Raw genomic sequence first — 26607 nt, 5'->3', positions numbered from 1 at the left:
GGCCATGGACCGCTACGAACGCATCAATACCCTGCACCGCATCCTCAAGGCGGCACGCTACCCGGTGACCGTGCCGCGGTTGCAGGACGAACTGGGCTGCTCGCGCGCCACCGTGTACCGCGACCTGGCCTTCCTGCGCGATGCATTGATGGCCCCGGTCGAGGGCGACGGCGACGCCGGCTTCCGCTATGCCGCCGCCGAGAGCGAGCGCTTCGAGCTGCCGGGGCTGTGGCTCAGCTCCGAGGAACTCTACGCGTTGCTGGCCTCGCAGCAGCTGCTGCGGCGCACCGGCGCGGGCGTGCTGTCCAGCGTGCTGGCGCCGCTGCAGCAGCGCATCGAAGCGCTGCTCGCGGCCCAGGCCGGCACCAGCCGCTGGCCGGTGGAGCGGGTGCGGGTGATCCCGCACCGTGGCCGCCGCGTGGACGAGGCGGCGTTCCGCGCCGTGGCCTCGGCGGTGCTGGAGCGTCGGCGCCTGGCGTTCGAGTACCGGGCGCGCTCCACCGACGAGACCACCCGGCGCAAGGTATCGCCGCAACGCATCACCCACTACCGCGACAACTGGTACCTGGACGCATGGGACCACGAGCGCGAGGCACTGCGCAGTTTCGCGGTGGACAGGATCGTGCAGGCGCGCGCGCAGGATGAACCGGCGCAGGACGTGGAAGAGGGGGTGCTGGACCAGCACCTGGCCTCCAGCTACGGCATTTTTTCCGGCGAGCCGAAGGGCTGGGCAACCATCGTGTTCAGTGCCAAGGTCGCGCGCTGGGTGGCCGACGAACACTGGCATTCGCGCCAGCAGGGGCGCCTCCTGCCCGATGGCCGCTACGAGCTGAAACTGCCCTACAGCGTGCCGCGCGAGTTGTTGATGGACGTGCTGCACTACGGCGCCGACGCGGAAATCATCGAGCCGGCCTCGCTGCGCGAGCAGGCCAAGTCGCTGCTGTCGCTGGCGCTGTCGCAGTACGACCGCTGAGACGCCGATCCGTCGCCCGGATCGCAGCCGGTGAGAAGCCGGCTGCGCACCCTGCGGCTCCCGACCCGAGGAGCCTGCCATGACGACCTGGTTGCCGACCCCCGCCGCGTTCGCGTTCGCCGCCGCGCATCATCGAAATGACCGCCGGCCAGGGCCGGACCCGCACCTGGCACGATGGCTGCGCCGCGGCCTGGCGCTGGGCGTGATGGCGGTCATCCTGGTGCCGGCCCTGCGTGGTTCCAGCGACTGGCTGGGCTGGTTGCCGCTGTGGCTGGTGGGCATGCCGGCGGTGGCGTGGTGGGCGCTGCACCGCTTCCGGCTGCCGCCGGCCGCCGGGTGGGCCGCGGCCCTGCGGCACCTGCGTCCGCGTCGCCAGGCACGCTGGCGCGCCCCCGCCAGGCCCTGCAGCCGCAGCCAGCGCAGGGCCTGGACGGCAGCGGCGCCGGTTTCGCCGACCCGGGCCTGACCATCGGCAGGGGAGGTCCTGGGCAGGCTGTGCTAGCGTCAGCGATTGTTCCGGTTTCAGGAGTAACCGATGTCGCAGTTTGCCCAGGCCTGCCTGTTCGCCGGCCTCATCGCCGCCGGTGCGGCCCATGCCCAGGAGCCCGCCGTGTCCGAAGACCCCTACCAGTGGCTCGAGGACGTCACCGGCGACACGCAACTTGAATGGGTCCGCGCCCAGAACGCGAAGACCGACGCGGCGCTGGCCGCCACCGCCGGGTTCAAGGCCATGGAGGCCGGCATCCGCGAGGTGCTCGATTCGGACGCCAAGATCCCCGGCGTGCAGAAGATCGGCGACTACTACTACAACTTCTGGAAGGACCGGAACCACGAGCGCGGCATCTGGCGGCGGACCACCCTGGAGGAATACCGCAAGCCCGCGCCGGCCTGGGAAACCATCCTGGACCTGGATGCGCTGAACAAGGCCGAGGGCGAGAACTGGGTCTGGCACGGTGCCGACTGCCTGCGCCCGGCCTACCGGCGCTGCCTGATCGCGCTGTCGCGCGGCGGCGCCGATGCCGACGTCACCCGCGAGTTCAACCTGGAGGACAAGACCTGGATCGAAGGCGGCTTCTTCCGCCCCGAAGCCAAGGGCGGGCTGGGCTGGATCGACCAGGACACGGTGTACGTCTACAGCGACTTCGGCGACGGCTCGATGACCGAGTCCGGCTACCCGCGCATCGTCAAGCGCTGGACCCGCGGCACGCCGCTGGAATCGGCGCAGGTGGTGTACGCGGGCAAGCCCGATGACATGTACATCGCCGCCTACCACGACGACACGCCCGGCTTCGAGCGCGACTTCGTCAGCCGCACCATCGCCTTCTACAACGACGAGCTGTACGTGGTCGGCAAGGACGGCGCGCTGGCCAAGATCGATGCGCCCAACTCGGCCAACAAGTCGGTCAAGCGCCAGTGGCTGGTGCTGGAGCTGCGCGAGCCATGGACCGTGGGCGGCAGGACCCATGCAGCCGGCGCGCTGCTGGCGGCCAACTTCGACGACTTCATGGCCGGCAAGCGCGAGTTCGAGGTGCTGTTCGAGCCGACCGAACGCAGCTCGCTGGCCAGCTTCGCCTGGACCCGCTCGCACCTGGTGCTGAACGTGCTGGAGGACGTGAAGAACCGCCTGTCCGTGCTCACCCCGGGCGAGGATGGCTGGACCCGCGGCGCATTCACCGGTGCGCCCGCGTTCGGCACGCTTGGCGTGTCGGCGGTGGACAGCGACGAATCCGACGCGGTGTGGCTGACCGCCACCGACTACCTGACCCCGACCACGCTGTCGCTGGCCACCATCGGCCAGGCCCCCGAGCAGCTCAAGGCGATGCCGGTGTTCTTCGACAGTTCCAGGCACGTGATCGAGCAGCACTTCGCCACCAGCAAGGACGGCACCCGCGTGCCGTACTTCCTGGTGCGGCCGAAGGACCTGCAGATGGACGGCCGCACCCCCACCTTGCTGTACGGCTACGGCGGTTTCGAGATCTCGCTCACGCCCGGCTACTCCGGCGGCATGGGCCGGGCCTGGCTGGAGCGCGGCGGCGTGTACGCGGTGGCCAACATCCGCGGCGGCGGCGAGTACGGCCCGCGCTGGCACCAGGCTGCGCTCAAGGCCAACCGCCACCGCGCCTACGAGGACATGGCCGCGGTCGCCCGCGACCTGGTGACGCGCGGCATCACCTCGCCGCAGCACCTGGGCGTGCAGGGCGGCAGCAACGGCGGCCTGCTCACCGGCAACATGCTCACCCAGTACCCGGAGCTGTTCGGTGCGGTGGTGGTGCAGGTGCCGCTGCTGGACATGAAGCGCTACAACAAGCTGCTGGCCGGTGCCTCGTGGATGGCCGAGTACGGCAACCCGGACACCGACGACTGGGACTACATCAAGACCTTCTCGCCCTACCACCTGTTCGACCCGGCGAAGGAATACCCGCCGGTGATCTTCACCACGTCCACCCGCGATGACCGCGTCCACCCGGGCCACGCGCGCAAGATGGCGGCCAGGATGATCGATGCCGGCAAGGACGTGACCTATTACGAGAACATCGAAGGTGGCCACGGCGGTGCAGCCAACAACGCCCAGGCCGCGCACATGAACGCACTGGCCTATGCGTTCCTGTGGCAGCGCCTGTCCGACAAGGCGCACGCACCCGAGTGACGTGAGCCGATACGCGGCGCCCCGGTCCTGCCGGGGCGCCGCTTCAATGCATCACCCGGCAGCCGCCGGCTTCCCCGGCGCGCCCCATCGTTGATCTGGATTTCCCACGACGGAAGCCCCATCCATGAGAATGTCCCTTCCCCTCCTCGTTGCCGTGCTGATGACCACGCCCATTCCGTCCGTTTCCGCCGCCACCGCCGTCCCGCCCGACGTGGAGCGCAAGCCGCACACGGTGACCACGCCGTTCGGCGCCAGCCGCGACGACGCGTACTACTGGTTGCGCGATGACACGCGCAAGGATGCGTCGATGCTGGCCTACCTGGAAGCGGAGAACGCCTGGGCCGATGCAGTGATGGAACCGCTGCGGCCGCTGCAGGACGCGCTGTACGGGGAGATCGTCGGCCGGATCAAGCAGGACGACAGCTCGGTGCCGTACCGCGAGCGCGGCTGGTGGTACTACTCGCGCTTCGAGGCCGGCAAGGACTACCCGGTGCATGCGCGGCGCGCGGACGGCCCCGGCGTGGACGCCATCTCGATCCAGGCCGCCAACGCGCGCGGCGATTTCGCCGGCGAGCAGGTGCTGCTGGACGTCAACACCATGGCCGAGGGCAAGGGCTACTTCAGCGTGGGCGACTACGAAGTCAGCCCGGACAACCGGCTGCTGGCCTGGGCCGAGGACGGCGTCGGCCGCCGCCAGTACACCATCCGCTTCCGCGACCTGGACAGCGGCAAGGTCCACCCCGAATCCATCACCGGAGTCTCGGCCAACCTGGTGTGGGCCGATGACAACCGCACCCTGTTCTACGTCGAGAACGACCCGGAAACCCTGCTCACCGTGCGGGTGAAGAAGCACGTGCTCGGCACCCCGGTGGCCGACGACGTGCTGGTGTACGAAGAGCACGACGACAGCTTCTACATGGGCATCGGCCGCAGCCGCGACGATCGCTACATCGTCATCGGCGTGGAAAGCACGGTGGCCTCGGAGCTGCGCTATGCGCCGGCCGCCGACCCGGGCACGTTCACCGTGCTGGCCCCGCGCCAGCGCGACGTGGAATACGACGCCGACCACCACGGCGGGCGCTGGGTGATCCGCACCAATGCCGATGGCGCGACCAACTTCAAGCTGGTCACCGCGCCCAGCGATGCCACCTCGCGCGCCCAGTGGAGCGACTGGCTGGCGCACGACCCGGACGTGTTCATCGAGGAGTACGAGCTGTTCGACGGCTTCACCGCCGTGGGCGAGCGTTCCGGCGGCCTGGAGCGGGTGCGCGTGCTGCGCGCCGACGGCAGCCAGCAGTACGTGTCGGCCGACGAGCCGGCGTATTCGATGGGCCTGTCGATGAATGCCGAGCCGGACTCGCAGTGGCTGCGCTACGGCTACACCTCGCTGACCACGCCGGCCACCACCTACGAACTCAACGTGGCCAGCGGCGAGCGCCGCCAGCTCAAGCAGCAGCCGGTGCCCGGCTACGACCCGTCGCGCTACGTCACCGAACGGGTGTGGATCGATGCACGCGACGGAGTCAAGGTCCCGGTCTCGCTGGTGTACCGCAAGGACGTGCCACGGGATGGAACCGCGCCGCTGTTCCAGTACGCCTACGGCAGCTACGGCATCTCCATCGACCCGGGCTTCAACGCCCCGGTGGTGAGCCTGCTCGACCGCGGCGTGGTGTACGCCATCGCCCACATCCGCGGCGGCCAGGAGATGGGCCGGCAGTGGTACGACAACGGCAAGCTGCTCAACAAGCAGAACACGTTCAACGACTTCATCGACGTGACCCGTGGGCTGGTGAAGCTGGGCTACGCGGCGCCGGAGCGGGTGGCGGCGATGGGCGGCAGCGCCGGCGGCCTGCTGATGGGCGCGGTGGCCAACCAGGCACCCGGCGACTACCGGGTGATGGTGTCGCAGGTGCCGTTCGTGGACGTGGTCACCACCATGCTCGACACCTCCATCCCGCTGACCACCAACGAGTACGACGAGTGGGGCAACCCGGAGCAGCAGCAATACTACGAGTACATGCTGTCCTATTCGCCCTACGACAACATCAAGGCGCAGGCCTACCCGGCGATGTTCGTCGGCACCGGGTTGTGGGACTCGCAGGTGCAGTACTGGGAGCCGGCCAAGTGGGTGGCCAGGCTGCGCGACCTCAACACCGGCAGCGCGCCGATCGTGTTCCGCACCAACATGGAAGCCGGCCACGGCGGCAAGTCCGGGCGCTTCCGCCGCTTCCGCGAGCAGGCCGAGTACTACGCCTTCGTGCTGGACCAGCTGGGCGTGCCCGCCACCCCGTGACCGGCCGCACCCACCCGGCCCGCCCGTTGTAGGAGCCCGTCTTGCGGGCGACCCTGGTGCGCCCCGCGCATCCGTGGCTCCGGCCGGCGGCCTCGGTCGCCGGCAAGACCGGCTCCTGCATGCGACGGTGGGCGCCTGGCATGACGGCAATCACAGTCGCCATCGCGTCGTAGGGATGCGCGCCACCGCGGCCGGACGCCTATCATGGCGGCGATGGCAGACCGCAACCGCTTCCGCTGGGCATGGTGGCTGCTGGCCTACGCCAGCCTGGGCGTGGGCATCATCGGCATCTTCGTGCCGGTGCTGCCGACCACCGTGTTCGTACTGGTGGCAGCCTGGGCGGCGGCGCGCGGCTCCGAGCGGCTGGAGCAGCGCCTGCTGGCGCATCCGTATTTCGGCCCGATGATCCACGCCTGGCGCGCGCACCGCGCGGTGCCGCGCCGGGCCAAGTGGGCCGCAACGTGGACCATGCTGGCCTGCGCGGCGGTCCTGCTGGTGGTGATGCTGATGGTGCCCTCGCATCGAGGCTGGATGGTGGCCCTGCCGATCGGCTGCATGGCGGTGGTCGGCACCTGGCTGTGGCTGCGCCCCGAGCCTCCGCCCGCCCCGTAAACGCAGGCCCCGCCCGTTGCAGGAGCCCGTCTTGCGGCGACCCGGTGCGCCCCACGCATCCATTGCTCCGGCCGGCGACCGCGGCACTCCATACGCCCAAGCCAACGCCGAACCGCCCGCGCGCGGCGGCCCCCACCGCCTCGCTATACTCCCACGCATGAACACGACATTCCGCCTCACCGCCACCATCGCCGCCGCCCTGCTGCTGGCCGCCTGCGGCAACAAGGGCCCGCTGGTGATGCCGCAGAAGCCGGTGCCGATGTCCTTGCCCACGCCGGCCCCGCCGCCGGGCGCCACCACGCCGGCCGCGCCCGATCAGGCCGCGCCCGACACCGACGAGCCGGCCCCTGCCGCGCCTGCCGCCCCGGCCGACGCGGATGGCTGAGCCGCTGCGCTTCAGCAAGATGCATGGCGCGGGCAACGACTTCGTCGTGCTCGACCTGCGTGCTGGCATGCCGCCGCCGGACGCCGCGCTGGCCGCGCGCCTGGCCGACCGCCGCATGGGCGTGGGCTGCGACCAGATCCTCACCATCGAACCTGCGCAGACCGCGCAGGCGGTGGCCGCCTACCGCATCTGGAACGCCGATGGCACCCGCGCGATCCAGTGCGGCAACGGCGCGCGCTGCGTGGCCGCGTGGCTGGTGCGCGATGGCACCGCGACCGGCAGCCACTTCCATGTGGACAGCCCCGCCGGCACCCACGCCGTGGAGCGGCTGGATGACGGCGGGTTTGCCCTGGACCTGGGCCAGCCCCGCTGGGCGCCGGCGCAGATCCCCCTGTCCGGCTTCGTGCACGAACAGGCCCAGTACACGCTGGACCTGGGCGGCCGGCAGGTCGCCTTCGGCGCGGTGTCGATGGGCAACCCGCACGCGGTGATCGAGGTGGACGACGTGGACACCGCCGAGGTAGCCGTGCTCGGCCCTGCGCTGCAGCGCAGCCCGGCATTCCCGCAGCAGTGCAACGTCGGTTTCGCCCAGGTGCTGGCACCGGACCACATCAAGCTGCGCGTGTACGAGCGCGGCACCGGCGAGACCCTGGCCTGCGGCAGCGGCGCCTGTGCGGCCGTGGTGTCGCTGGTGCGGCGCGGCCGGCTGGGGCGCCAGGCCACCGTGTCGCTGCCCGGCGGCGACCTGCGCATCAACTGGCCGTCCGACGACGCAGGCGTCACCATGGCCGGCCCGGCCGCATTCGTGTTCGAAGGACGTTGGCATGACTGATCAGCAAGGCAGGCAGGGTGCGCATGAGGTCGCGGCCTGGCTGCGGCGGCACCCGGAGTTCCTCAAGCAGTTCCCCGACCTGGCCCTGAGCCTGGTGGTGCCGCGCGAGGATGGCCCGGCCGCCTCGCTGGCCAGCTACCAGCTGGAAGTGCTGCGCGACAAGAACCGCGAGCTGTCGCGGCGCCTGGCCGAGTTGTCGGCCACCGCGCTGGGCAACGAGCGCCTGGCGGTGCGCACCCACCAGCTCACCCTGGCACTCATGCGCCAGGACAGCCTTGCCGCCACCCTGCAGGCGATGGCCGCCTCGCTGGCCGAGGATTTCGACGGCGACCTGGTGCGCATCATCGCGTTCCGCCCGGTGGACGGGCTGGACGATGCCGAGTGGCTGCGGGTGATTGCCGAGGATGCGCCGGAGCTTTCCGCGTTCCGCGATGCGCTGGCCGCCGGCGAGCCACTGTGCGGGCGCCTGCAGGCGGACAAGAACGCACTGCTTTACGGCGAGCGCCAGGACGAAGTGCAATCCAGCGCACTGCTGCCGCTGGCCGGCACCGGCCTGGTGGCCGTGGGCAGCCACGACCCGAACCGCTTCTATCCCGGCATGGGCACCCTGTTCCTGCGGATGATGGGCGAGGCCCTGGTCGCGGCGGTGGAACGCTTCGCCGACTGAGCCGGGCCGCCCCGGACACGGGTTCGCGCACGCGGCGCGATTCGCGCATCATCGCCGCATGGATGGCACGCCGCACCCGCGATCATGAAGCACGGCATCGAGGCCTTCCTCGAACACCTGCAGGTGGAGCGTGCCGTCTCCGCGCACACGCTCGATGCCTACCGGCGCGACCTGCAGGCGCTGCGCGACTGGGCGCAACACCACGCCATGGATGACCTTGCCCGGCTGGATGCCAGCCACCTGCGCGACTTCATCGCCACCGAACACCGCCGCGGGCTGGCACCCAAGAGCCTGCAGCGGCGCCTGTCGGCCTGCCGCAGCTATTACACTTGGCTGCTGCGCAACAACCTGATCCCGGCCAGCCCCGCCGCAGGCCTGCGCGCGCCCAAGGCCCCGCGCAAGCTGCCGCAGGTGCTGGACGTGGACGAAGCGGTGCGCCTGGTCGAAGTGCCCACCGACGCACCCCTGGGCCTGCGTGACCGCGCCCTGCTGGAACTGTTCTATTCCTCTGGCCTGCGCCTGAGCGAACTGTGCACCCTGCGCTGGCGCGACCTGCAGGCGCAGCCGGGCCTGGTGACGGTGCTGGGCAAGGGCGGCAAGCAGCGCAACGTGCCGGTGGGCTCGCATGCCCGCCAGGCGCTGGACCAGTGGCGTGCCTCCACCGGCGCCGGCAGCGACGACCCCGTGTTTCCCGGCCGCGGCGGCGGGCCCATCAGCCAGCGCGCCGTGCAGGTGCGCGTGCGCCAGCTCGCCGCACGCCAGGGCCTGTTCAAGCACGTGCACCCGCACATGCTGCGCCACAGCTTCGCCAGCCACGTGCTGGAATCCTCCGGCGACCTGCGCGGCGTGCAGGAACTGCTGGGCCACGCCGACATCGCCACCACCCAGATCTACACCCACCTGGATTTCCAGCACCTGGCCAAGGTGTACGACGCCGCCCACCCACGGGCCAGGCGCAAGGGGAAGGGTGGGGGGGAGTAAGTGGGCGTGCTATCGGGCGAATCTGCCTGATATCGCCGGGAAGGTGCGGAAGTGTCGGATAACACCGGGCGCGGAGAAGGCAGGGGATGACGGCATCGTCGCGTAAGGTAGGTGGTTCAGTGCCGAAACCGGCCTGCTTGCTCCGGTTTGCCGGCATGAATATACTCGGTGCTACACCCCGCTTTTGGGGTCTACTAGGCGTTAGGCCTATGCAGTTCGAGTCACTCGCCGGGAAGAAGCTGCTCTCGATACGCTTGCTGAGCGTTGGAACTCATCCTGCTTGGGTAGACAGTTCTTCCCCCCAGATCGCGACGTACGCGGCAAACCTGGAACTTGCGGACGCTACCTGCGTACAGGTTTGCCCGTGCGAGGTGCCGATCGCGGGAAAATACCCAGCTTTGGGCATCGAACTACGTGACTGGTTAGGCTCGCCAGGAGTTCAGCGCTGGGGAGAGGGTGAGGAGTATTCTGTAGCAATGCCCAAGGAGCTAGATGGGTTCCTTCCCGCGGTGATCAATGATTTGCGGGTCTGGGATTCAATGGGTGACGGCACGCTTTCAGCGCTTGACCTTGTTCTTAGCACCGGCCCTACCCTGACGCTTAGACACGTCTTTCCACCAATGATGCTTGGGCTGGACATAAGGGGGCGGGGCCTAACAATGCGTTCAAGCCGAATCCGCTTCGTTCCGCCAAGCACATGGCAGGTATAGCTTGCCATGTGCTTGGCTCCACTACGCTGCTCGGCTTAACTTAAGCGTTAGACCGCAGTCGTTCGCGGAACTGTTCAATGTCCATGCCGCGCTCGCCTTCGCCGACTTGCAGTATCCATTCCGCGGTCTCGGCAGAGTTCGGCAACTGGCCGTTCCAACGCCATGCCAACGCACACGCAACTTGATAGCGGTGCAGTGCGCGCATTTCCGCCTTCCGGTTGGCGCGCTCACAGATCAGACCAAGGCCAAATCCGCAAAGCGCCAGCACAGCCAGCGAAACAATCCACCAGCACATGTTCAGTTCGAGCATTTCGTCACTCCGGTTAGGCTGCGGTCTAACAAGTCGTTCAACGCGAAGCCGCTTCGCGGCTCGCGTTAACTCTGGCGTTAGGTCGGGAGAGAAACGGTGTCAGTCACTCGGTTTCTAGCGCACTTGCATGAACTGGACCCTAAGTTCATCTGCTACGCAGCGGGTCCGGATAGCGCGAAGCGAATCGAAGTACCGGTTCAGCACGCCTTGGGCGCGCCAGCGGAACGTTCCTATCTTAAAAAGCTACGTAGCTTGCTCGGCCAGCATGCGGTGGAGGTTGAAGAGCTATACGCGAAGCACGATGGCTTCGACTTATATGTTCAGTCTCCGGAGCATGTCGGTTTGGTGTGGCTGCCGATCAGCGAATGGGAATCGGCAACTCACCGCTTCAGAGAAGAGTTGGCGGATTGGGGCCGGAGCCTCGATGACGCCTACGACTTCGAGAGGGAAGGTGTTGTATTCGGTGAACCGGCCTTCTCTGGCAATCACTTATTTCTATACAAGGGTGCGGTCTACTATTCGGATCATGATGGTGGTGATGACACCCCGCTTGCGCACTCTTTCAACGAGTTGCTCGAGCGCATAGTCACTGATCCTGCACAGTTCCTATACGACCTTGGATGCTACGCTAGGTACACGGATGGGCAAACCGAGACGCAATGGATACCGGAGCGCTATGTTTCTAGAGACCGGAGGACCTAACAAATTGCTGCACGCGACGCGGGAGACCCGCGCGCGTGAGCAATGGTGTTAGGCCGCAAAGAGCAAGAGCAATCCGTAGTGCTTGCGTTTGGTCGTCTGGCTCATGGCGTCGCGCAGCATCCTTGCTTCGGTCAGTCGATCGCCGCGCGAGATAGATCCGCCGGCCGGTTGCTCGTCTTGGGGTGCTGGGCCGCCGGCCATGCAGTGGGCTGGCCGGCATCGTGGGGCAAGCCCTGGCTTCGGCAGGGTTCCGGCGGACAGGTCGTCGCCGCGCGCCGGCGCTCCTAGCTTGCGGCGGCATCCAGAGCAGAGGCTTGCGTGGTCCCTCCCTGTCGTCGCATGCTGCGGCCTAACTGTTCATTCAAGCCGAACCCGCTTCGCGGGTCGGCTTAATTCAGGTGTTAGACATCACAAATCCAAACATCCGGCCGCCTCATGCTCACCTCTGAAGTCCTGGATTACACCAGTCGCAGCGTGCTGTGCTGGCTTGCCACCGTCGACGAAACGGGTCAGCCGAACGTCTCCCCGAAGGAGATATTTGCTGCCTTCGACTCTCAGCACATCGTAGTTGCAAACATTGCATCGCCAACGAGTGAACGCAACATCGAAGTCAATTCTCGTGTTTGCATCAGCTTCGTCGATATCTTTGTTCAAAAGGGATTCAAGGTCATCGGTACCGCGCGGAATATAAGAAGATCCGACGCCGATTTCTCTAAGTGGTCTACGCCGCTGGAAGCTATGGCCGGTGCGAAGTTTCCTATTCGCTCCGTCTTCGTCATTCAGGCCGTCTCAGTGGAGCCAATCATTGCCCCGAGTTATCGCCTCTATACCGCCGAAACAACAGAGAAATCGCAGGTAGCGTCTGCTATGCAAACGTATGGCGTTCAGAGGAGCAGCGATGTCTAACCCAGCATGCAAGCGGACCGGAGTACCGGCCGCTTCATTCAAACGTTAGAGCGCATGACAGATCACCCCGAACTCCATGAACTCCACCGTCAGTACTCGGACAGTCAGTCCAAGTATGTTTACTTTCTATTGGCAGCGGCGGGAGCTGCCATGGGATACGCGCTGCAAAAACTCGATGGCTTGCCATTGTCTTGGCAGGCTGCTCCGGGTCTACTCGCTGTCGGATGCTGGCTCATCAGCTTCTTCTGCGGCTGCAAGCGTATTACCTGGACTCAATCAACCATGTACGCCAACTTCGCACTTCTTCAAATGCAGTACGGCCTCCATCCCGAGCAACCGCCCCCGCATCTTGCACATGCCGCCATGTCTGGCGTTCGCAAAGCAATAGAGAACAACTCTAATTCTGCAAGCAGGTACTACCGTTCCCAGTTCTGGTTTCTAGCGTTGGGTGTAGCGGCATTTATTGCATGGCGCGTGCTAGATATGATTAGGCTCGTTCCGGATGCGCCCTAACAGTTCATTCAAGCCGAACCCGCTTCGCGGGTCGGCTTAATTCAGGCGTTAGGTGACCATGAAAAGAGATCGCACGGATGCACAGACTTACAGCTTTTGGCGCATCACAATACTTACGTGGTTGGCAGCGCTCGCACTACCTAGCGCGCTGAAAAAATCCGGCGCAACATGGATCGTGCTGGGATGCGGGTTTATGATTGCCTTCAGCCTTTATGAAGGTATTAAGGCAAAACTCAATGGTGACCGCCAGGCCTTTGTCGCTCGGGCCGTTGCGCCAGTAGCATTGGTGGCCTTGGCTACTGTTTGGGTGTTCCGCGATAGACTATTCACCTAACAGTTCATTCAAGCCGACGCCGCTGTGCGGCACGGCTTAATTCAGGCGTTAGGCCACTTGTTCATCTATATCGACGAATCCGGAAGCTTCGTCCTATCGCCAACGGTCGGTAGTTGAAACATTGTGGCTGCATACGCTGTTCCAGAGGCAGACCGGAGGCGAGTGGAATTGGTTCTGCGGGATCTAAAGCTCGCTTGCGGCTGTTCTTACACTGATGAGGTAAAGCTCAAAGACCTCAAGGAACCGCAGCTCAAACGGCTACTTCATAGGCTGCGCGAGCTAGAGTCGACACTTTTCATATCCGGCATTGATCTTGGCATGCAAAAATCGGCTGCAATCGCGCAACATCAAGCGATTCAAGTCGAGAAGATCCTCGTCAATATGCCGCGGATGCTTTACGCAGAAGGCCGCGCGCTTATTGAAGACCTTGCTTCAAGGGTCAAGCGGCTCTCGCCGCAGCTGTATACCCAACTCGTGGTTCAGGTCGACTTGTTGGACCAAGTCTATCGATCGACAACCTTGTACTACTCCCAGCGCATCCCAGCGACTCTCGGGGCCTTTCGTTGGCGCATAGATGAGAAGAATTCAACGCGTCCTCTATTTGAGGAGACAATGCGGCATATGGCACCAGCTCTTCTTCAATCGAAATCTTTGCGGGAGCCAGGAATTTTTGTAGAAGGATTTGACTACACTCACTATGAGCGCGCGTTTGGGTACAGGGAAGACGAAATTCCAACGTACCTGCAGGAGGAGACGGGCACGGAGATCAAGTCTGCGTCCAATCTGGGCAAGGTTTTGTCAGATTTTTCGTTTGTTCGGTCACATGACGTACCCGGAGTTCAAGTGGCCGATCTCCTAGCTTCCACTTTCCGCCGCGCGTTGAAGGGTGAGTTCCAAGACAACATTGGCGTGGCGCGCCTACTTGGAGAGTTGACTGTCCAGCGGGCAAAGCCTAATCCTTCGATACATTTGATAACGCTGTCTGAGGAAACGTTTGCTTCAGGTCATGCGTTCGACGTAGCGCAAGCCGCAAAGGAAACCGCAAGGCCAATGCTCAAGTAATGGGGACGCGGCCTAACAATTCATTCAAGCCGAACCCGCTTCGCGGGTCGGCTTAATTCAGGCGTTAGGCGCAAAAGGGGGATCACAATGAAAGCGATAAAGCTCCTTCTCGTTCTGCTGATGCTCGGCACCATTAGTACCGCTGCTGCGCAATATCGGCAGGCCGCTCCAAACAATGTCTGCAACTGCAAGGGCTATTTTGGCCCCGGAGGCCCGTGTTATGCGGGCCCAGGCGGTCCCGCCTACGACGGCCCAGGCGGCCCTGCTTACCGTGGGCCAGGCGGAGCCTGCTACGCCGGTCCGGGTGGTCGTGAGTACGACGGTCCTGGCGGAGATGCGTACGACGGCCCGGGAGGCCCGCGCTACAACGGCCCGGGCGGCCCAGCGTATGACGGCCCCGGTGGACCTGCCTATTCCGGTCCGGGAGGCGCCTGTTATGCAGGCCCTGGCGGACCTTGCTACTCAGGCCCCGGAGGCACGGGCCGAGAGTGTCCGGCAATCTGCAAATAGGCCTGCCCTCCGCGCGTGCCGCCTAACAATTCCGTAAGGAGCTTCCCGTCAACCCCGAGTACATGACGCTCTTGCCTTGAGCTTCAGGCGTTTGCTGTAACCGGTTTGTCGCGTGTTGCGGTACCACTCGCCAGAGTGATTGGGTGTTCGAAGCGTTGCCAGACTGCATTTCCGTAAACGGTCTTGTTGGATCGGTGTTGCTGATCCGCGTTGATATCGAAGTGGCAGAAGGCGTGGGCGAGCAGATGAAGCAGCGAGCAATAGAGGCCGGGTATCTGTCGTTGTTTCCTCCGGATGCGTCCAGAGGAGAGCAGGGCCTGACATTTCGCCGGGAGTTCAGGTTCTCACCTGACCTGGTCCGACGTGACCAACTCGTTTTCGTCTTGGAGGAGTCCACATGACTGGAGTGCTGATGCTGCTGGTGGCGGTTCTGGCTCTGTTCGCAGTCTCGCTCCAGCCAAAGCCTAGACGGGTGCCGGATCTTCCCGCCCCCTCGGATGATGTCCTGAGCCTGCTTGGGGCTGGCAAGCGGGTTCGGGCAATCCGGGCGTGTCGTCGACAGACGGGCGCGTCTTTGCTGGAGGCAAGCAGGGTCATTACCCACCATGAGTCCTGACAGTTCCGTATCCAGCCTGTTCAAGAGCCATCGTGCCGCATCTGTCATGGCGCAGGTGGCGTGATGGGCATCAGGAGGATGATGAGGTGCGTGGAGCCTGTGCCGGGCGGAGTGCCGCGAACCAGGTTTGGTGGCCAGCTGATTCATCGACACGCATGCCGCCAAAGGCAGGCTGTTGTGGCAGTGCGGGTGAGGCGAGGCCGCCGAACAAGGGGAAGCTTGCGGCGCGCGTGGCTGTGACCGGCTGTGCAGCGCTGGCGTAGGATGTGGCCCGATCGTTCCGGCGCCGCTCCATGGCCGCGCTGGTTTGCGCACGCGCGGGGCCACGACAGGGAGGTGCCATGGAGTTGAGCGTGATCGGGGCGCAGGGTGACATGCGTCGTGGCTACTGCAGCGGGGCGCCCGGCATCCTGGCCTCGGCGCTGGCGTGGTCGGTGGCCGCGGGCGTGGCGGCGTTGATGTCGACCCAGGGCGCCATATGGACCCTTTTGGTTGGCGGTGCACTCATCCACCCGGTCGGCCTGGTGCTGTGCCGCGTGTTCGGTGCGCCGGGTGCGCACAGCCGGGGCAATCCGCTCGGGCAGCTGGCCGGCGCCAGCACCTTCTGGCTCATCTTCAGCCTGCCGCTGGCCTACGGGCTCGGGCTGCAGGACCCGGCGTGGTTCTTCGCCGCCATGCTGCTGGTCATCGGCGGGCGCTACCTGGTGTTCGCCACGCTCTATGGCATGCGGTTCTACTGGGTGCTGGGCCTGGCGCTGGCCGCAGCGGGCGTGGTGCTCGGCATGTTCAGGGCGCCGGTGCTGGCGGTGGTTGCGGCCGGTGCGGCAATCGAGTGGGTGTTCGGCGTGGCCGGAATCGTCCGGCACCGCCGCTGGATGGACGGCCACGGCCGGCTGCAGGCAATGCACCATTCCTGACTGGCATCACGCGGATTCGGTCCGGCGCTTGAACCGGGGCGCGGTGGCCCCCAACTGGTGGGGTATCACCCCGGAGGCCGCATGGACCCCAGCCGCAACCCCAATGTGTTCCACGCCACCACCATCGTCTGCGTGCGTCGCGGCGACAAGGTGGCCATCGCCGGCGACGGCCAGGTCACCCTTGGCCACACCGTGATGAAGGGCAACGCGCGCAAGGTGCGCCGGCTTGGCCGCGATGGCCAGGTGCTGGCCGGCTTTGCCGGTGCGGCCGCCGATGCGTTCACCCTGTTCGAGCTGTTCGAGGCCAAGCTCGAAAAGCATGGCCAGCTCACCCGCGCAGCCGTGGAACTGGCCAAGGATTGGCGCACCGAACGCCGCCTCGGCAAGCTCGAGGCGCTGCTTGCGGTGGCCGACCGCGAGACCTCGCTGGTCATCAGTGGCACCGGCGATGTGATCGAGCCGGAGGACGGCATCATCGCCATTGGCTCCGGCGGCAGCTATGCGCTGTCGGCCGCGCGTGCGCTGATGGCACATACGCAGCTGGACGCCCGCACCATTGCCACCGAGGCAATCGGCATCGCCGGCGACATCTGCATCTATACCAACCGCAACGTGGTGGTCGAGGAACTGTGATGAGCAACAACACGTCGTCCACCATGACCCCGCGCGAGATCGTGCAGGAGCTGGACCGCCACATCGTCGGCCAGCAGGCGGCCAAGCGCGCGGTCGCCATCGCCCTGCGCAACCGCTGGCGGCGCATGCAGCTTGATCCAGAGCTGCGCAACGAGGTGATGCCCAAGAACATCCTGATGATCGGCCCCACAGGCGTGGGCAAGACCGAGATCGCGCGGCGCCTGGCCACCCTGGCCAATGCGCCGTTCGTGAAGGTGGAGGCCACCCGCTTCACCGAGGTGGGTTACGTGGGCAAGGACGTGGAACAGATCATCCGCGACCTGGCCGATACCGCGGTGAAGATGTACCGCGAGCAGGCCAAGGCACGCGTGCGCCTGCAGGCCGAAGAGCGCGCCGAGGAACGCATCCTCGATGCGCTGCTGCCGCGCCGTAGCGCGCCGTCGATGGGCTTCGGGCCGGGGCAGGCCGAGGTGCAGGTGTCCGGGCCGGAGGACTCCACCCGCGCCAAGTTCCGCAGGATGCTGCGCGATGGCGAACTGGACGAGCGCGAGATCGAGCTGGAGCTGTCGGCGCATGCCGCATCGGTGGACATCATGACTCCGCCGGGCATGGAGGAAATGGGCCAGCAGTTGCGGCAGATGTTCGCCAGCCTCGGCGGCGGCAAGACCCACAAGCGCACCCTCACCATCAAGGCGGCCCGGCCGCAGTTGGTGGAGGAGGAGGCCGGGCGCCTGGTCAACGAGGACGACGTGCGCGCCGAGGCGATCGAGGCCTGCGAGCAGCACGGTATCGTGTTCCTCGACGAGATCGACAAGGTGGCCAAGCGTGGCGATTCGGGCGTATCCGGCGGCGACGTCTCGCGCGAGGGCGTGCAGCGCGACCTGCTGCCGCTGGTGGAAGGCTCGTCCGTTTCCACCAAGTACGGCACGGTGAAGACCGACCACATCCTGTTCATCGCGTCCGGCGCGTTCCACCTGGCCAAGCCTTCGGACCTGATCCCGGAGCTGCAGGGCCGGTTCCCGATCCGGGTCGAGCTGACCGCGCTGAGCAAGGAGGATTTCGTGCGCATCCTCACCGAGCCCAAGGCCGCGCTCAGCCGCCAGTACGTGGAGCTGATGGCGACCGAAGGGGTGACGCTGGCGTTCACCGGCGAGGCCATCGAGCGCCTGGCCGAGATCGCCGCACAGGTCAACGAACGCCAGGAAAACATCGGCGCGCGGCGCCTGCACACCGTGCTCGAGCGCCTGCTCGACACGCTCAGCTACGAGGCCCCGGACCGGGACGGCCAGTCGGTATCCATCGACCGCGCCTACGTCGATGAACATCTGGGCGAACTGGTGCAGGACCCGGACCTGAGCCGCTACATCCTCTGATCGCACAAAGCCCGGACCCAGCGCCGTCGGCCGATCTGCTAGCGTTCCCTGGTCATCCAATGGGGCGCGGCATGCAGCCAGCAGGCGGGGAGGTGGGGGCGACGGTGCTGGTGGTCGGCGCCGGCGGATTCCTTGGCGGCTACATCGCCGCCGCGCTGCGTGCGGCTGGCTGGACGGTGCTGCGCGGGGTCCGCGCGGCTGGCGCCTCCGCCGATGCGCGGCATTGCGACCTGGCGACGATGCTCGCGCCGGAGGACTGGCTGCCGGTGCTCGATGGCGTCGATGCGGTGGTCAACGTGGCCGGCATCCTGCGCGAGACCGGCAGCCAGCGGTTCGACCCCATCCACCACGACGCGCCGCTGGCGCTGGCGCGCGCCTGCGTGGCCGCCGGCGTCCGCCGCTTTGTCCAGGTGTCGGCGCTGGGCGATCCGGCAGACGGCCCCTTCCTCGCTTCCAAGCACCGCTTCGACGACGCCCTGCTGCAGTTGCCGCTGGACGCGGTGGTGTTGCGGCCCTCGGTGGTCTATGCGCCGTCCGGCTCCTATGGCGGCACCTCGCTGCTGCGCGCGCTGGCGGCGCTGCCGGTGGCGACGCTGCTGCCGGGCGACGGGCGCTGGCCGCTGCAGCCGGTTGCGGCCGAAGACCTGGCCAGGCTGGTAGCACGCGCGCTGGACGCGCCGGTGCGTGGCATCCACGAGGTTGGCGGGCCACGACCGATGAGCCTGCGCGAGTACCAGCTCACCTGGCGGCAGTGGCTGCGCACCCCCGGCGTGCGTGCCTGGCCGACGCCCGAATCCTGGGTGTCGCGGCTGGTGGCCTGCTGGGAACGGCTGGGCAGCGGGCCGGTGGGCCAGACCATGTGGCGCATGCTCCGGCGCGGCAACGTCACCGCGGCCGATGCGCACGTTGGGTTGCAACGCGACTTCGGCTTCGCACCGCGTGCGCTGCATGAGGTGCTGGGCGCACATCCCAGCCAGGTGCAGGACCGCTGGCACGCGCAGTTGTACTTCCTGGCCCCGGCGCTGCACCTGGCCGTGGTGCTGCTGTGGCTGCTGTCGGCGTGGGTGGGCCTGGCCACCCCGGCCGCGGAGATCGTGGCGATGGCGGCAGGCACGGCGCTGGAGAACGTGGCGATTCCACTGGCGCGCGGCTGCGCGGTGCTCGATCTGGTACTGGCGCTGTGGCTGCTTTCCGGCCGCGGCCTGCGCATGGCCGTTGCGGTGATGATGGGATGCGTGGTGGCCTATACCTGCGTGCTCGGCGTGCTGTGGCCGGGGACCTGGATGGACCCGCTGGGCGGCATGGCCAAGAACCTGGTGGTGCTGCCCGCCCTGGCGGTGCTGTGGGTACTCTCGGACCGGAGATGAGATGGAAGCCTACCTGCTGGTGAAGTGGATCCACGTCCTGTCTTCGACCCTGCTGTTCGGCACCGGCCTGGGCATCGCCTTCTTCATGTGGATGGCGCACCTGCGCGGCGACCCGGCGCACATCGCCGCTACCGCGCGCACGGTGGTGATCGCAGACGCCTGCTTCACCGCGCCGGCGGTGGTGGTGCAGTTTCTCAGCGGCTGGTGGCTGGTGCGCTTCCTCGGCCTGCCGCTGGACTACTCATGGGTGCGCGCGGCGCTGTGGCTGTTCGTGCTGGTGGGCTGCTGCTGGCTGCCGGTGCTGTGGCTGCAGGTGCGCGCGCGCGACCTGGCGCGCGCCGCGGTCGCGCAGGGCACGTCGCTGCCACGCCAGTACCGGGTGGTGATGCGCTGGTGGTTCATCCTCGGCTGGCCGGCCTTCATCGGGGTGATGGCGATCTTCTGGCTGATGGTGGCCAAGCCGGCCGGGCTGTAGAGCCGGCCTTGCCGGCGACCGCCATGCGCAACCTCCTGGCAGATCCGCCAGCCTGGGTGGTCGCCGGCCAGACCGGCTCCTACAACAGGGATGCCTGCGTTCAGCGCACCGCGTCGCGGCACTCGTCGAGTTTGCCGACCAGGCCGTCCAGGGTGAACTCGGCGTTGACGCTGAAGTCGTAGGGCCATTCGTATCCGGCTACCAGCAGGCGCCGGCCGCCGGCACGGATCTGCGCGACCAGTTGCTGCGCGCGCGCGCCGGACAGGCCGTCGGTTTCGGAGATCGCCTTGTTGCCATCGACCCGGAACGCGTGCGGGCGCCGGGGGAAGTCGGCGCCGACGATCAGGCAGTGAGTGCATCGTGGATGGCGCGCGCGACCTGCGCATCATCCAGGTACCCGGCGATGCCGTGGCGGTTGTCGGTGTGGTTGCGCACGTGGGTCATGTTCTCGATCCGGAAATCCGCCGGGTGCAGCGGGAAGCGCGCGGGGCTGAGCGGATACAGCGCCACCACGTCGCGCTCGTCCATGGCGTTGGTCCAGCGGCCCACGCAGTCCGGGCGGACGATGGGCTTGCCCAGCGAATCGCGGATCCGGGTCACGCCCAGCGGCGAGCCCAGGGTGATCAGCACCGGCACCTTCCACTTGCATGCCGTGCCCAGCCGGCGCAGCACGTTGAAGGCCACCACCGTGCCCAGCGAGTGGGCCACCACCACGGTCTCCGCTTCCGGGTCGAAGGCACAGGCCACGCCGGTATCGATCACGTTGCGCACCGCCTCGTTTTTCAGGTAGTGGTACACGTCGCGGGTGGCCAGGGCGATGCTGGCGCCGCTGGCATAGGGCACGAAGCGGTCGATGCCCTTGAGCGCGGCCCGCACCCATTTCCAGTTCAGCACGCCGCGCTCGACCACCTCGTCGCCGGCCATCTGCACGATCTGCTCCTCGCTCAGGCCGGCCTGCTGGGCGATCTCGGCGATCACCGCGCGCACGAACGCCTGCTCGTCGGCGTCGGCTCCGGTGCCGCGCACGATCACCTCGTCCGCCTCGCCGTGCGGGATGTCGCGCGACAGCTGGTCCAGGGTGTCGCCGTAGTAGGGGAAGCGGATCCGGTCGCGGTCCAGCGGCAGCGCCAGGCCGCTCCTGGCCAGGCCCTCCTCCAGCCCCTGGATCCATTCTTCCTTGAGTGCGCCCGCATCCTTGTTCTCCTGCGCGCGTCCATGCACGAACACCAGCTGCCTCATCATCGGATCTCCCGTGTGGTCAAAGCCTGCCTGATCCGGTCCACGCCGCGCGGGTCGTACAGCGACCACGGCGACTGGCGCACGGTGGCTTGCAGTCCTTCCAGTGCCGGATGCGGTTTCACCCCGAGTGCCCGCATCAGGGTCCAGCCCTGGGCCAGCAGCGGCACGCATGGCACCACCATGTCGCCGGGCTCCACCCGGCGCCCGCGCAACTGGCGGGTGAGCATGGCCAGGTCGAAGAAGGTGGCGTCGATGTCCTCGCCCAGCAGGCGCGACATCGCACCGATCCGGGTCACCGGGTCCAGGTCGCCTTCGTGGAAGGCGTAGGCCGCGTACAGCGCCATGCCCGGGTCCAGGTGCCTGCGGTACTGGATGCCCGCGGCGAGGCGGTCGGCGCCGGCCGCATCCATGCGGAAGCGGCCATTGCGGGTGGCGGTGGCGGCCACCGCGCGCAGTGCGCGCAGTGCGTCCGCATGCTCGGCGTACGCGGGCCAGCGGCCATGGTTGGCCGAAGGCTCCCAGGCCATGTCCACCAGCTCGCCATCCACGAAGGTCAGCGCGCTCACGTGGTTGCGCAGCACCGGCACCAGGGCGCCGCTGCCATCGGCGAACTGCAGCAGCACGCTGGCCGCCGGCCCGTCGATGGCGCGCACCTCGACCTGCGCAGGCGTGCCTTCCAGGCATCGCACCTCGGCATAGGCCGATGCCGCCGCGGCCACCTGCGCACCGCGCACCTTGATGCCGCAGCGCGAGCCGAAGCGGTCCGGGCCGAACGCTGCGGAAATGCGCTTGAGCGCGGCCAGGCGCAGGTCGGGGTCCTGCAGCTGCGGCACGGCCGCCGTGCCCGGCAACTGCACGCGCCGGGCACGCGCGTGGCGCGGGGCCTGACCGGCAGCGCGCTCGCCGGTGGCGCTGAGGATGCCCTTGGTGCGCGGCGGCGGGGCGCTGCCGGACGGTGTCGGTCGCGTGCGCCGTGGCGTGGCGGACACGGGCGCTGCCATATCGTTGCCATCGGCAGGTGGCAGGCGCGCCAGCCACAGGTCGTCGGAGGTGATGATGGCGTCGGGCACCTGGTTGACCCGCGCGATCAGGCCGCGCCCGGCCACGATTTTCGGGATCGCCGTTTCCAGGTGCCGGGCCAGTGGCCGCGGATACAGGAAGCGGGCCGCGCCCGCGGTGTCGGAGCCGGCGGCCAGCACCTCGGGCACGTCGCCGTGCAGGGCCCGCAGCAGCTCGCCGGTGTACAGCGCGCTGTAGCCGGCCGCGGCCTCGCCGGGGTCGCGGATCTCGGCGGCGGTGCGGCCCAGCCGGCAGGCGAACAACTGGTCCACCGGATGGCTGCGGTCGCTGGCGGCGTTGTTCGGAAACACGTCCTGGCCAACCACGTTCTGGGCCTGGATGCCTTCGGCCGCCACCCGGCAGGCATCGGAGATCATCACCACGTGCGGGATGCCGCAGTAACGCGCCAGCTCGACGCTGCCGCGCACGTTGACCGCCGCAGCGGTGCGTTCGGGCGCACCGGACAGCAGCCAGACCTCGCCACGGTTGATATTGACCCCGTGCCCGGCGAAGTACAGCAGCAACTGGTCCACCCCGGGGCCGGCCACGATGCCGGCGATGGCCTCGTAGATCTGGTCGGGGGTGACCGTGGCGCCGTCGGCATCGGTGAGCAGCACGGCCTGGGCCGGGGCGACCATGCCGGTGCCGACCGCCCAGTCACGCATGCGCCGGGCGCCCTCGGCGGCGTCATGCAGCAACGGCAGGTGGCCGGTGCGGTCGACGCCGACAAAGATGCCTGCCCGGATCATCCGTTCTCCTGTTCCGCGGCCCGGGGGTGAAGGCCCGGGCGGTCGCGGTGCTGGACCAGCACGATATCAGCCATGCCGTGGCCCGCGATGACGCGGCCGTATGGAACCACGCCGCCGGGGAGGCGGTGCCATAATCGGCGCATGAGCCCGACCCCCGACACGCAGTCCCCCTACGAGAGCGGCACCACCCACTTCGGCTTCCGCGACGTGCCCGCGGGCGAGAAGCAGAAGCTGGTGGGCCAGGTGTTCACGTCGGTCGCGCGCAGGTATGACCTGATGAACGACCTGATGAGCCTGGGCATTCACCGCGCGTGGAAGCGCTATTTCACCGCGACCTGCCAGGTCAAGCCGGGCGACCGGGTGCTGGACCTGGCCGGCGGCACCGGCGACATCGCCGCGCTGCTGAAGCGGCGGGTGGGCGATGCCGGCACCATCGTGCTGGGCGACATCAACGCCGGCATGCTGTCGGTGGGGCGCGACCGGATGACCGACCGCGGCGTGGTCGCCGGCCTCGAGTACGTGCAGTGCAATGCCGAGAAGCTGCCGTTCCCGGATGCCAGCTTCGACCTGGTGACCATGGCCTTCGGCCTGCGCAACGTGACCGACAAGGCGGCCGCCCTGGGCGAGATCACGCGGGTGCTGCGGGTGGGCGGGCAGGCGCGGGTGCTGGAGTTCTCGGAAGTGCGCGCGGAGTGGTTCAAGCCGCTCTACGACTTCCACTCGTTCAAGGTGTTGCCGAAGCTGGGCCAGTTGTTCGCCGGTGACGGCGACAGCTACCAGTACCTGGCCGAGAGCATCCGCAAGCATCCGCCGCAGGAGCAACTGCGCGCGATGATGGAGGCGGCCGGTCTTTCGCGCTGCGGCTACGTCAACCTCAGTGGCGGCATCGTGGCGGTGCACACCGGCTACAGGGTCTAGGCGCCTGCTGCAACGGTCCGGACGCGTCGGGGCGGGGTTACACTTGCAACTTCCCCCGGTTCATTGCAAGCCCTCATGCGTCTTACTGCCCTGCTGTTTCCCCTGGCCATGATCGCCGCCGGCTGCTCCGGCGACACAGCCGCCCCGGGCGATGCCCCGCCCGCCGTCCAGTCTCCCGAGGCCGCAACCGTGTCCGAGCGCCGCCACGACGAGCATTCGCATGCGCAGCCGGACAAGGTCCGGATCGCCGACCTGGCCCTGGACCTGGCCCTGGACTTCGATGCCCGGCAATTGGCCGGGACCGCCACCTACACACTGGAGTGGACCGATCCTGCGGCCACCCAACTGGTGCTGGATACCCGCGAGCTTGCGATCGAGAAGGTCGAAGCGGACGCCAACGGCGCCTGGACGCCGCTGCAGCACGCGCTGGACGCGGCCGACCCGGCGTTCGGCAGCCGCCTGGCGATCGAGGTGCCGCAGCGCAATGCCAGGGTGCGGGTGACCTACCGCACCGCGCCGACCGCCTCGGGCCTGCAGTGGCTGGAGCCGTCGATGACCGAGGGCGGCGTGCAGCCTTTTATGTTCAGCCAGTCGCAGGCGATCCACGCGCGCAGCTGGGTGCCGCTGCAGGACACCCCCGGCGTGCGCTTCACCTACAGCGCGCACGTGACCAGCCGCCCGGACGTGATGGTGCTGATGAGCGCCGACAACGATCCGGCCGCGCCGCGCGACGGCGATTACAGCTTCCGCATGCCGCAGCCGATCCCGTCCTACCTGCTGGCCATTGCCGCGGGCGACCTGGTGTTCAAGCCGATCTCCGCGCGCAGCGGCGTGTGGGCCGAGCCGGCGATGATCGACCGGGCGGTGGCCGAGTTCGAGGACACCGAAAAGATGATCGCCACCACCGAGGCGCTGTACGGGCCGTACCGGTGGGAGCGTTACGACATGCTGGTGCTGCCGCCGTCGTTCCCGTTCGGCGGCATGGAGAACCCGCGCCTGACCTTCCTCACCCCGACCGTGATCGTGGGCGACAAGTCGCTGGTCTCGCTGATCGCCCATGAGCTGGCGCACAGCTGGTCCGGCAACCTGGTGACCAATGCGAGCTGGAAGGACATCTGGCTCAACGAGGGGTTCACCACCTACGTCCAGGGCCGCATCACCGAGGCGCTGTATGGCGAGGAGATGGCGCAGATGGAGCGCCAGATCGACCACGACACGCTGAAGGACGAGATGGCCGGCATGCGGCCCGAGGACCAGTTGCTGGCGCTTGCGCCGCTGCCCGGGCGCGACCCGGACGAAGCGCTCAGCGAAGTGCCCTATGCCAAGGGCGCGTGGTTCCTGCAGTTCATCGAGGAGCGCGTGGGCCGCGCCAATTTCGACGCGTTCCTGCGCAGCTGGTTCGATGACCACGCGTTCCAGAGCGTGGATGGCGACCAGTTTGTCGCGTACCTGAAGCAGAACCTGCTGGCCGCCCATCCCGGCGCGGTGCGCGACGAGGAGCTGGAGCAGTGGCTCAACCAGCCCGGGATCCCGCCCACCGCCCCGATCGCGCGGTCGCGCACCTTTGCCAATGTGGATACCGCGCGCATCGCCTGGCGCGGCAGCGCGATCCTGCCCAATGCGCAGGTCACCAGCGAGTGGGGCACCCATGCGTGGGTGCGGTTCCTGGAGAGCATGGGCGACACCCTGCGGGTCGAGCAGCTCGAGCAGCTGGACCAGGCCTACGGTTTCACCGGCACGGCCAATGGCGAGATCGCCATGCGCTGGTATCCGCTGGCGATCCGCAGCGGGTATCCACCGGCGCAGGAAGCGGCAGGCGCGTTCATCCAGCGGGTGGGCCGGCGCAAACTGATCCTGCCCATCTACCAGGCGCTGGCCACCACCGCCGAAGGCCGGGCATTTGCCCGCGAGGTGTTCGAACGGGCGCGCCCGGGCTACCACCCGATCACCACCGCGTCGGTGCAGGCATTGCTGGACAAGGCCGCCGAACCAGCCCCGCAGGCGGCTGCGGCCCCGGCCGCGGCAACGACCGGGCAGCCGGAGCCGTGATGCGCCCGACCCGCCTGGCTGCTGCCCTGCTGGCCGCCGCCGGGTTGCTTGCCGCCGCTGCCTGTACCGACCGCGAGGCCGAGCGCCAGGCCCGTGCCCAGGCCGAGGCGCAGCAAACGCAACGGGCGGCCGCGCAACTGCAGCGCGAATACGACGCGGCGGTGGCGGCCCACAAATGGGAACTGGCCCGGGTGCACGGCGCCGCGCTGCTTGCCCAGTATCCGGACACGCCGGCCGCCGCGCAGGTGGAGCCGGCGCTGGCCGACGTGACCGCCCGCGCGGAGGCTGCGCGCGAGCAGCGGCGCCTGGAAGCGCTGTGGACCTACGCGCGGGCCAGTGCCGGGGGCGGCGAACAGCGCACCGCGGCCATCCTCAGCCAGGACACCGTCGACACCGGCGGCAGTGCCCCGGCCAGGGTGCAACTGGTGGTCCGCGACCACCCCGAATGGAAGCGCAGCACCTACCTGGTGCTGCAGGGCGGCGATTTCGCCTGCTACGGTGGCTGCCGGGTCAAGGTGCGGTTCGACGACACGGCGCCGAAGGCGATGTCCGCGTGGCGGCCGGACACCGACGAGGCCATCGCGATGTTCATCGACGATTACCGCGGCCTGTGGCGGCAGGTGCGCAAGGCGCAGCGGCTGCAGATCGAGTTCCCGGTGAAGGCCGGCGGCACCCGCAGCGCGGCCTTCGAGGTCGGCGGCCTGGACCCGCAACAGATGCCCGGCTGGGACTAGGGACGGTACCCGGACTGCGCCCGTATGCATGTGTAGGAGCC

General features: G+C 67.6%; 26 protein-coding genes. 23 read left to right on the top strand and 3 right to left on the bottom strand.

Features of this window, described 5'->3' with window-relative positions; all coding sequences use genetic code 11:
• Nucleotides 1–4 precede the first annotated feature (4 nt).
• The 9 genes from ACEJ41_RS11915 (at nucleotide 5) to xerC (ending at nucleotide 9390) form a co-directional block, all read left to right on the top strand.
• Nucleotides 5–973: a helix-turn-helix transcriptional regulator gene (locus ACEJ41_RS11915; protein ID WP_374012484.1), complete on the top strand. Its 969-nt coding sequence runs from the start codon at nucleotides 5–7 to the stop codon at nucleotides 971–973.
• A 79-nt stretch (nucleotides 974–1052) separates the two neighbouring features.
• A complete protein-coding gene (locus tag ACEJ41_RS11910) occupies nucleotides 1053–1439 on the top strand; it encodes a hypothetical protein (protein WP_374012483.1) in 387 nt (128 codons plus the stop codon).
• Between the two features lie 69 nt (nucleotides 1440–1508).
• Nucleotides 1509–3620: a prolyl oligopeptidase family protein gene (locus ACEJ41_RS11905; RefSeq protein ID WP_374012482.1), complete on the top strand. Its 2112-nt coding sequence runs from the start codon at nucleotides 1509–1511 to the stop codon at nucleotides 3618–3620.
• A gap of 124 nt (nucleotides 3621–3744) precedes the next feature.
• On the top strand, nucleotides 3745–5913 hold the full coding sequence (locus ACEJ41_RS11900) for a S9 family peptidase (RefSeq protein ID WP_374012481.1): 2169 nt from the start codon (nucleotides 3745–3747) through the stop codon (nucleotides 5911–5913).
• 213 nt (nucleotides 5914–6126) lie between these two features.
• Entirely contained in the window at nucleotides 6127–6525 is a 399-nt protein-coding gene (locus ACEJ41_RS11895) for a YbaN family protein (RefSeq protein ID WP_374014136.1), read from the top strand.
• A 157-nt stretch (nucleotides 6526–6682) separates the two neighbouring features.
• Nucleotides 6683–6910, top strand: coding sequence for a lipoprotein (locus ACEJ41_RS11890; RefSeq protein ID WP_374012480.1), 228 nt, complete (start codon nucleotides 6683–6685; stop codon nucleotides 6908–6910).
• On the top strand, nucleotides 6903–7742 hold the full coding sequence (gene dapF / locus ACEJ41_RS11885; protein ID WP_374012479.1) for a diaminopimelate epimerase: 840 nt from the start codon (nucleotides 6903–6905) through the stop codon (nucleotides 7740–7742). Before ACEJ41_RS11890 ends, dapF begins: the two co-directional genes overlap by 8 nt.
• Complete coding sequence (locus tag ACEJ41_RS11880; protein WP_374012478.1) at nucleotides 7735–8409, top strand: DUF484 family protein; 675 nt, start codon at nucleotides 7735–7737, stop codon at nucleotides 8407–8409. Before dapF ends, ACEJ41_RS11880 begins: the two co-directional genes overlap by 8 nt.
• An 84-nt stretch (nucleotides 8410–8493) precedes the next feature.
• A complete protein-coding gene (gene xerC / locus ACEJ41_RS11875; protein WP_374012477.1) occupies nucleotides 8494–9390 on the top strand; it encodes a tyrosine recombinase XerC in 897 nt (298 codons plus the stop codon).
• 750 nt (nucleotides 9391–10140) lie between these two features.
• On the opposite strand, the gene ACEJ41_RS11870 is transcribed toward xerC, so the two are convergent.
• Entirely contained in the window at nucleotides 10141–10410 is a 270-nt protein-coding gene (locus ACEJ41_RS11870) for a hypothetical protein (RefSeq protein WP_374012476.1), read from the bottom strand.
• A gap of 123 nt (nucleotides 10411–10533) precedes the next feature.
• Between ACEJ41_RS11870 and ACEJ41_RS11865 the strand changes: the two genes are divergently transcribed.
• From ACEJ41_RS11865 to ACEJ41_RS11815, 11 genes are all read left to right on the top strand, one after another.
• On the top strand, nucleotides 10534–11112 hold the full coding sequence (locus ACEJ41_RS11865) for a hypothetical protein (protein ID WP_374012475.1): 579 nt from the start codon (nucleotides 10534–10536) through the stop codon (nucleotides 11110–11112).
• A gap of 435 nt (nucleotides 11113–11547) precedes the next feature.
• Nucleotides 11548–12018 (top strand): pyridoxamine 5'-phosphate oxidase family protein, encoded by a 471-nt coding sequence (locus ACEJ41_RS11860; protein ID WP_374012474.1) that lies wholly within the window; start codon nucleotides 11548–11550, stop codon nucleotides 12016–12018.
• Between the two features lie 54 nt (nucleotides 12019–12072).
• Nucleotides 12073–12531, top strand: coding sequence for a hypothetical protein (locus ACEJ41_RS11855; protein WP_374012473.1), 459 nt, complete (start codon nucleotides 12073–12075; stop codon nucleotides 12529–12531).
• Between the two features lie 58 nt (nucleotides 12532–12589).
• Nucleotides 12590–12865, top strand: a complete 276-nt coding sequence (locus ACEJ41_RS11850; RefSeq protein ID WP_374012472.1) for a hypothetical protein — start codon at nucleotides 12590–12592, stop codon at nucleotides 12863–12865.
• A gap of 162 nt (nucleotides 12866–13027) precedes the next feature.
• Nucleotides 13028–13927: a DUF3800 domain-containing protein gene (locus ACEJ41_RS11845; RefSeq protein ID WP_374012471.1), complete on the top strand. Its 900-nt coding sequence runs from the start codon at nucleotides 13028–13030 to the stop codon at nucleotides 13925–13927.
• Nucleotides 13928–14580: 653 nt separating this feature from the next.
• On the top strand, nucleotides 14581–14838 hold the full coding sequence (locus tag ACEJ41_RS11840) for a hypothetical protein (RefSeq protein ID WP_374012470.1): 258 nt from the start codon (nucleotides 14581–14583) through the stop codon (nucleotides 14836–14838).
• Between the two features lie 556 nt (nucleotides 14839–15394).
• Complete coding sequence (locus tag ACEJ41_RS11835; protein ID WP_374012469.1) at nucleotides 15395–15970, top strand: hypothetical protein; 576 nt, start codon at nucleotides 15395–15397, stop codon at nucleotides 15968–15970.
• An 81-nt stretch (nucleotides 15971–16051) separates the two neighbouring features.
• Nucleotides 16052–16603, top strand: coding sequence for an ATP-dependent protease subunit HslV (hslV, locus tag ACEJ41_RS11830; protein WP_374012468.1), 552 nt, complete (start codon nucleotides 16052–16054; stop codon nucleotides 16601–16603).
• Nucleotides 16603–17976 carry an ATP-dependent protease ATPase subunit HslU gene (gene hslU, locus ACEJ41_RS11825; RefSeq protein WP_374012467.1) on the top strand — a complete coding sequence of 458 codons (1374 nt, stop codon included), beginning with the start codon at nucleotides 16603–16605 and terminating at the stop codon, nucleotides 17974–17976. The genes hslV and hslU overlap by 1 nt, the downstream gene beginning before the upstream one ends.
• A gap of 71 nt (nucleotides 17977–18047) precedes the next feature.
• Complete coding sequence (locus ACEJ41_RS11820; protein ID WP_374012466.1) at nucleotides 18048–19343, top strand: NAD-dependent epimerase/dehydratase family protein; 1296 nt, start codon at nucleotides 18048–18050, stop codon at nucleotides 19341–19343.
• Nucleotide 19344: 1 nt separating this feature from the next.
• The gene (locus ACEJ41_RS11815; RefSeq protein WP_374012465.1) at nucleotides 19345–19818 is read left to right on the top strand and encodes a DUF2269 family protein; all 474 of its coding nucleotides are present in this window, start codon (nucleotides 19345–19347) and stop codon (nucleotides 19816–19818) included.
• A gap of 342 nt (nucleotides 19819–20160) precedes the next feature.
• Here the strand turns inward: ACEJ41_RS11815 and ACEJ41_RS11810 are convergent, their stop codons facing one another.
• Nucleotides 20161–21060 (bottom strand): hypothetical protein, encoded by a 900-nt coding sequence (locus ACEJ41_RS11810; RefSeq protein WP_374012464.1) that lies wholly within the window; start codon nucleotides 21058–21060, stop codon nucleotides 20161–20163.
• Nucleotides 21057–22865 (bottom strand): hypothetical protein, encoded by a 1809-nt coding sequence (locus tag ACEJ41_RS11805; RefSeq protein WP_374012463.1) that lies wholly within the window; start codon nucleotides 22863–22865, stop codon nucleotides 21057–21059. The genes ACEJ41_RS11810 and ACEJ41_RS11805 overlap by 4 nt, the downstream gene beginning before the upstream one ends.
• 141 nt (nucleotides 22866–23006) lie before the next feature.
• On the opposite strand from ACEJ41_RS11805, the gene ubiE reads away from it, so the two are divergent.
• From ubiE to ACEJ41_RS11790, 3 genes are all read left to right on the top strand, one after another.
• Nucleotides 23007–23783 (top strand): bifunctional demethylmenaquinone methyltransferase/2-methoxy-6-polyprenyl-1,4-benzoquinol methylase UbiE, encoded by a 777-nt coding sequence (ubiE, locus tag ACEJ41_RS11800; protein ID WP_374012462.1) that lies wholly within the window; start codon nucleotides 23007–23009, stop codon nucleotides 23781–23783.
• Nucleotides 23784–23858: 75 nt separating this feature from the next.
• Nucleotides 23859–25832, top strand: coding sequence for a M1 family metallopeptidase (locus ACEJ41_RS11795; RefSeq protein WP_374012461.1), 1974 nt, complete (start codon nucleotides 23859–23861; stop codon nucleotides 25830–25832).
• Complete coding sequence (locus ACEJ41_RS11790; protein ID WP_374012460.1) at nucleotides 25832–26566, top strand: hypothetical protein; 735 nt, start codon at nucleotides 25832–25834, stop codon at nucleotides 26564–26566. The genes ACEJ41_RS11795 and ACEJ41_RS11790 overlap by 1 nt, the downstream gene beginning before the upstream one ends.
• The last annotated feature ends 41 nt before the right edge of the window (nucleotides 26567–26607 follow it).

The organism is Pseudoxanthomonas koreensis, assembly GCF_041890415.1.
GTDB classification, from domain to species: Bacteria; Pseudomonadota; Gammaproteobacteria; order Xanthomonadales; family Xanthomonadaceae; genus Pseudoxanthomonas; species Pseudoxanthomonas koreensis_A.
The sequence above is the reverse complement of the archived record's forward strand: the minus strand, read 5'-3'. Positions and strand labels throughout refer to the sequence as shown.

Coding starts and splice junctions, on each gene's coding strand:
- ACEJ41_RS11855 (WP_374012473.1), top strand. CDS start 12,073: ATGACAGATCACCCCGAACTCCATGAACTCCACCGTCAGTACTCGGAC.
- ACEJ41_RS11795 (WP_374012461.1), top strand. CDS start 23,859: ATGCGTCTTACTGCCCTGCTGTTTCCCCTGGCCATGATCGCCGCCGGC.
- ACEJ41_RS11835 (WP_374012469.1), top strand. CDS start 15,395: ATGGAGTTGAGCGTGATCGGGGCGCAGGGTGACATGCGTCGTGGCTAC.
- ACEJ41_RS11790 (WP_374012460.1), top strand. CDS start 25,832: ATGCGCCCGACCCGCCTGGCTGCTGCCCTGCTGGCCGCCGCCGGGTTG.
- ACEJ41_RS11870 (WP_374012476.1), bottom strand. CDS start 10,410: ATGCTCGAACTGAACATGTGCTGGTGGATTGTTTCGCTGGCTGTGCTG.
- ACEJ41_RS11880 (WP_374012478.1), top strand. CDS start 7,735: ATGACTGATCAGCAAGGCAGGCAGGGTGCGCATGAGGTCGCGGCCTGG.
- ACEJ41_RS11815 (WP_374012465.1), top strand. CDS start 19,345: ATGGAAGCCTACCTGCTGGTGAAGTGGATCCACGTCCTGTCTTCGACC.
- ACEJ41_RS11805 (WP_374012463.1), bottom strand. CDS start 22,865: ATGATCCGGGCAGGCATCTTTGTCGGCGTCGACCGCACCGGCCACCTG.
- xerC (WP_374012477.1), top strand. CDS start 8,494: ATGAAGCACGGCATCGAGGCCTTCCTCGAACACCTGCAGGTGGAGCGT.
- ACEJ41_RS11810 (WP_374012464.1), bottom strand. CDS start 21,060: ATGATGAGGCAGCTGGTGTTCGTGCATGGACGCGCGCAGGAGAACAAG.
- ACEJ41_RS11910 (WP_374012483.1), top strand. CDS start 1,053: ATGACGACCTGGTTGCCGACCCCCGCCGCGTTCGCGTTCGCCGCCGCG.
- ACEJ41_RS11820 (WP_374012466.1), top strand. CDS start 18,048: ATGCAGCCAGCAGGCGGGGAGGTGGGGGCGACGGTGCTGGTGGTCGGC.
- ACEJ41_RS11860 (WP_374012474.1), top strand. CDS start 11,548: ATGCTCACCTCTGAAGTCCTGGATTACACCAGTCGCAGCGTGCTGTGC.
- ACEJ41_RS11900 (WP_374012481.1), top strand. CDS start 3,745: ATGAGAATGTCCCTTCCCCTCCTCGTTGCCGTGCTGATGACCACGCCC.
- ACEJ41_RS11895 (WP_374014136.1), top strand. CDS start 6,127: ATGGCAGACCGCAACCGCTTCCGCTGGGCATGGTGGCTGCTGGCCTAC.
- hslU (WP_374012467.1), top strand. CDS start 16,603: ATGAGCAACAACACGTCGTCCACCATGACCCCGCGCGAGATCGTGCAG.
- ACEJ41_RS11915 (WP_374012484.1), top strand. CDS start 5: ATGGACCGCTACGAACGCATCAATACCCTGCACCGCATCCTCAAGGCG.
- ACEJ41_RS11850 (WP_374012472.1), top strand. CDS start 12,590: ATGAAAAGAGATCGCACGGATGCACAGACTTACAGCTTTTGGCGCATC.
- dapF (WP_374012479.1), top strand. CDS start 6,903: ATGGCTGAGCCGCTGCGCTTCAGCAAGATGCATGGCGCGGGCAACGAC.
- hslV (WP_374012468.1), top strand. CDS start 16,052: ATGGACCCCAGCCGCAACCCCAATGTGTTCCACGCCACCACCATCGTC.
- ubiE (WP_374012462.1), top strand. CDS start 23,007: ATGAGCCCGACCCCCGACACGCAGTCCCCCTACGAGAGCGGCACCACC.
- ACEJ41_RS11905 (WP_374012482.1), top strand. CDS start 1,509: ATGTCGCAGTTTGCCCAGGCCTGCCTGTTCGCCGGCCTCATCGCCGCC.
- ACEJ41_RS11890 (WP_374012480.1), top strand. CDS start 6,683: ATGAACACGACATTCCGCCTCACCGCCACCATCGCCGCCGCCCTGCTG.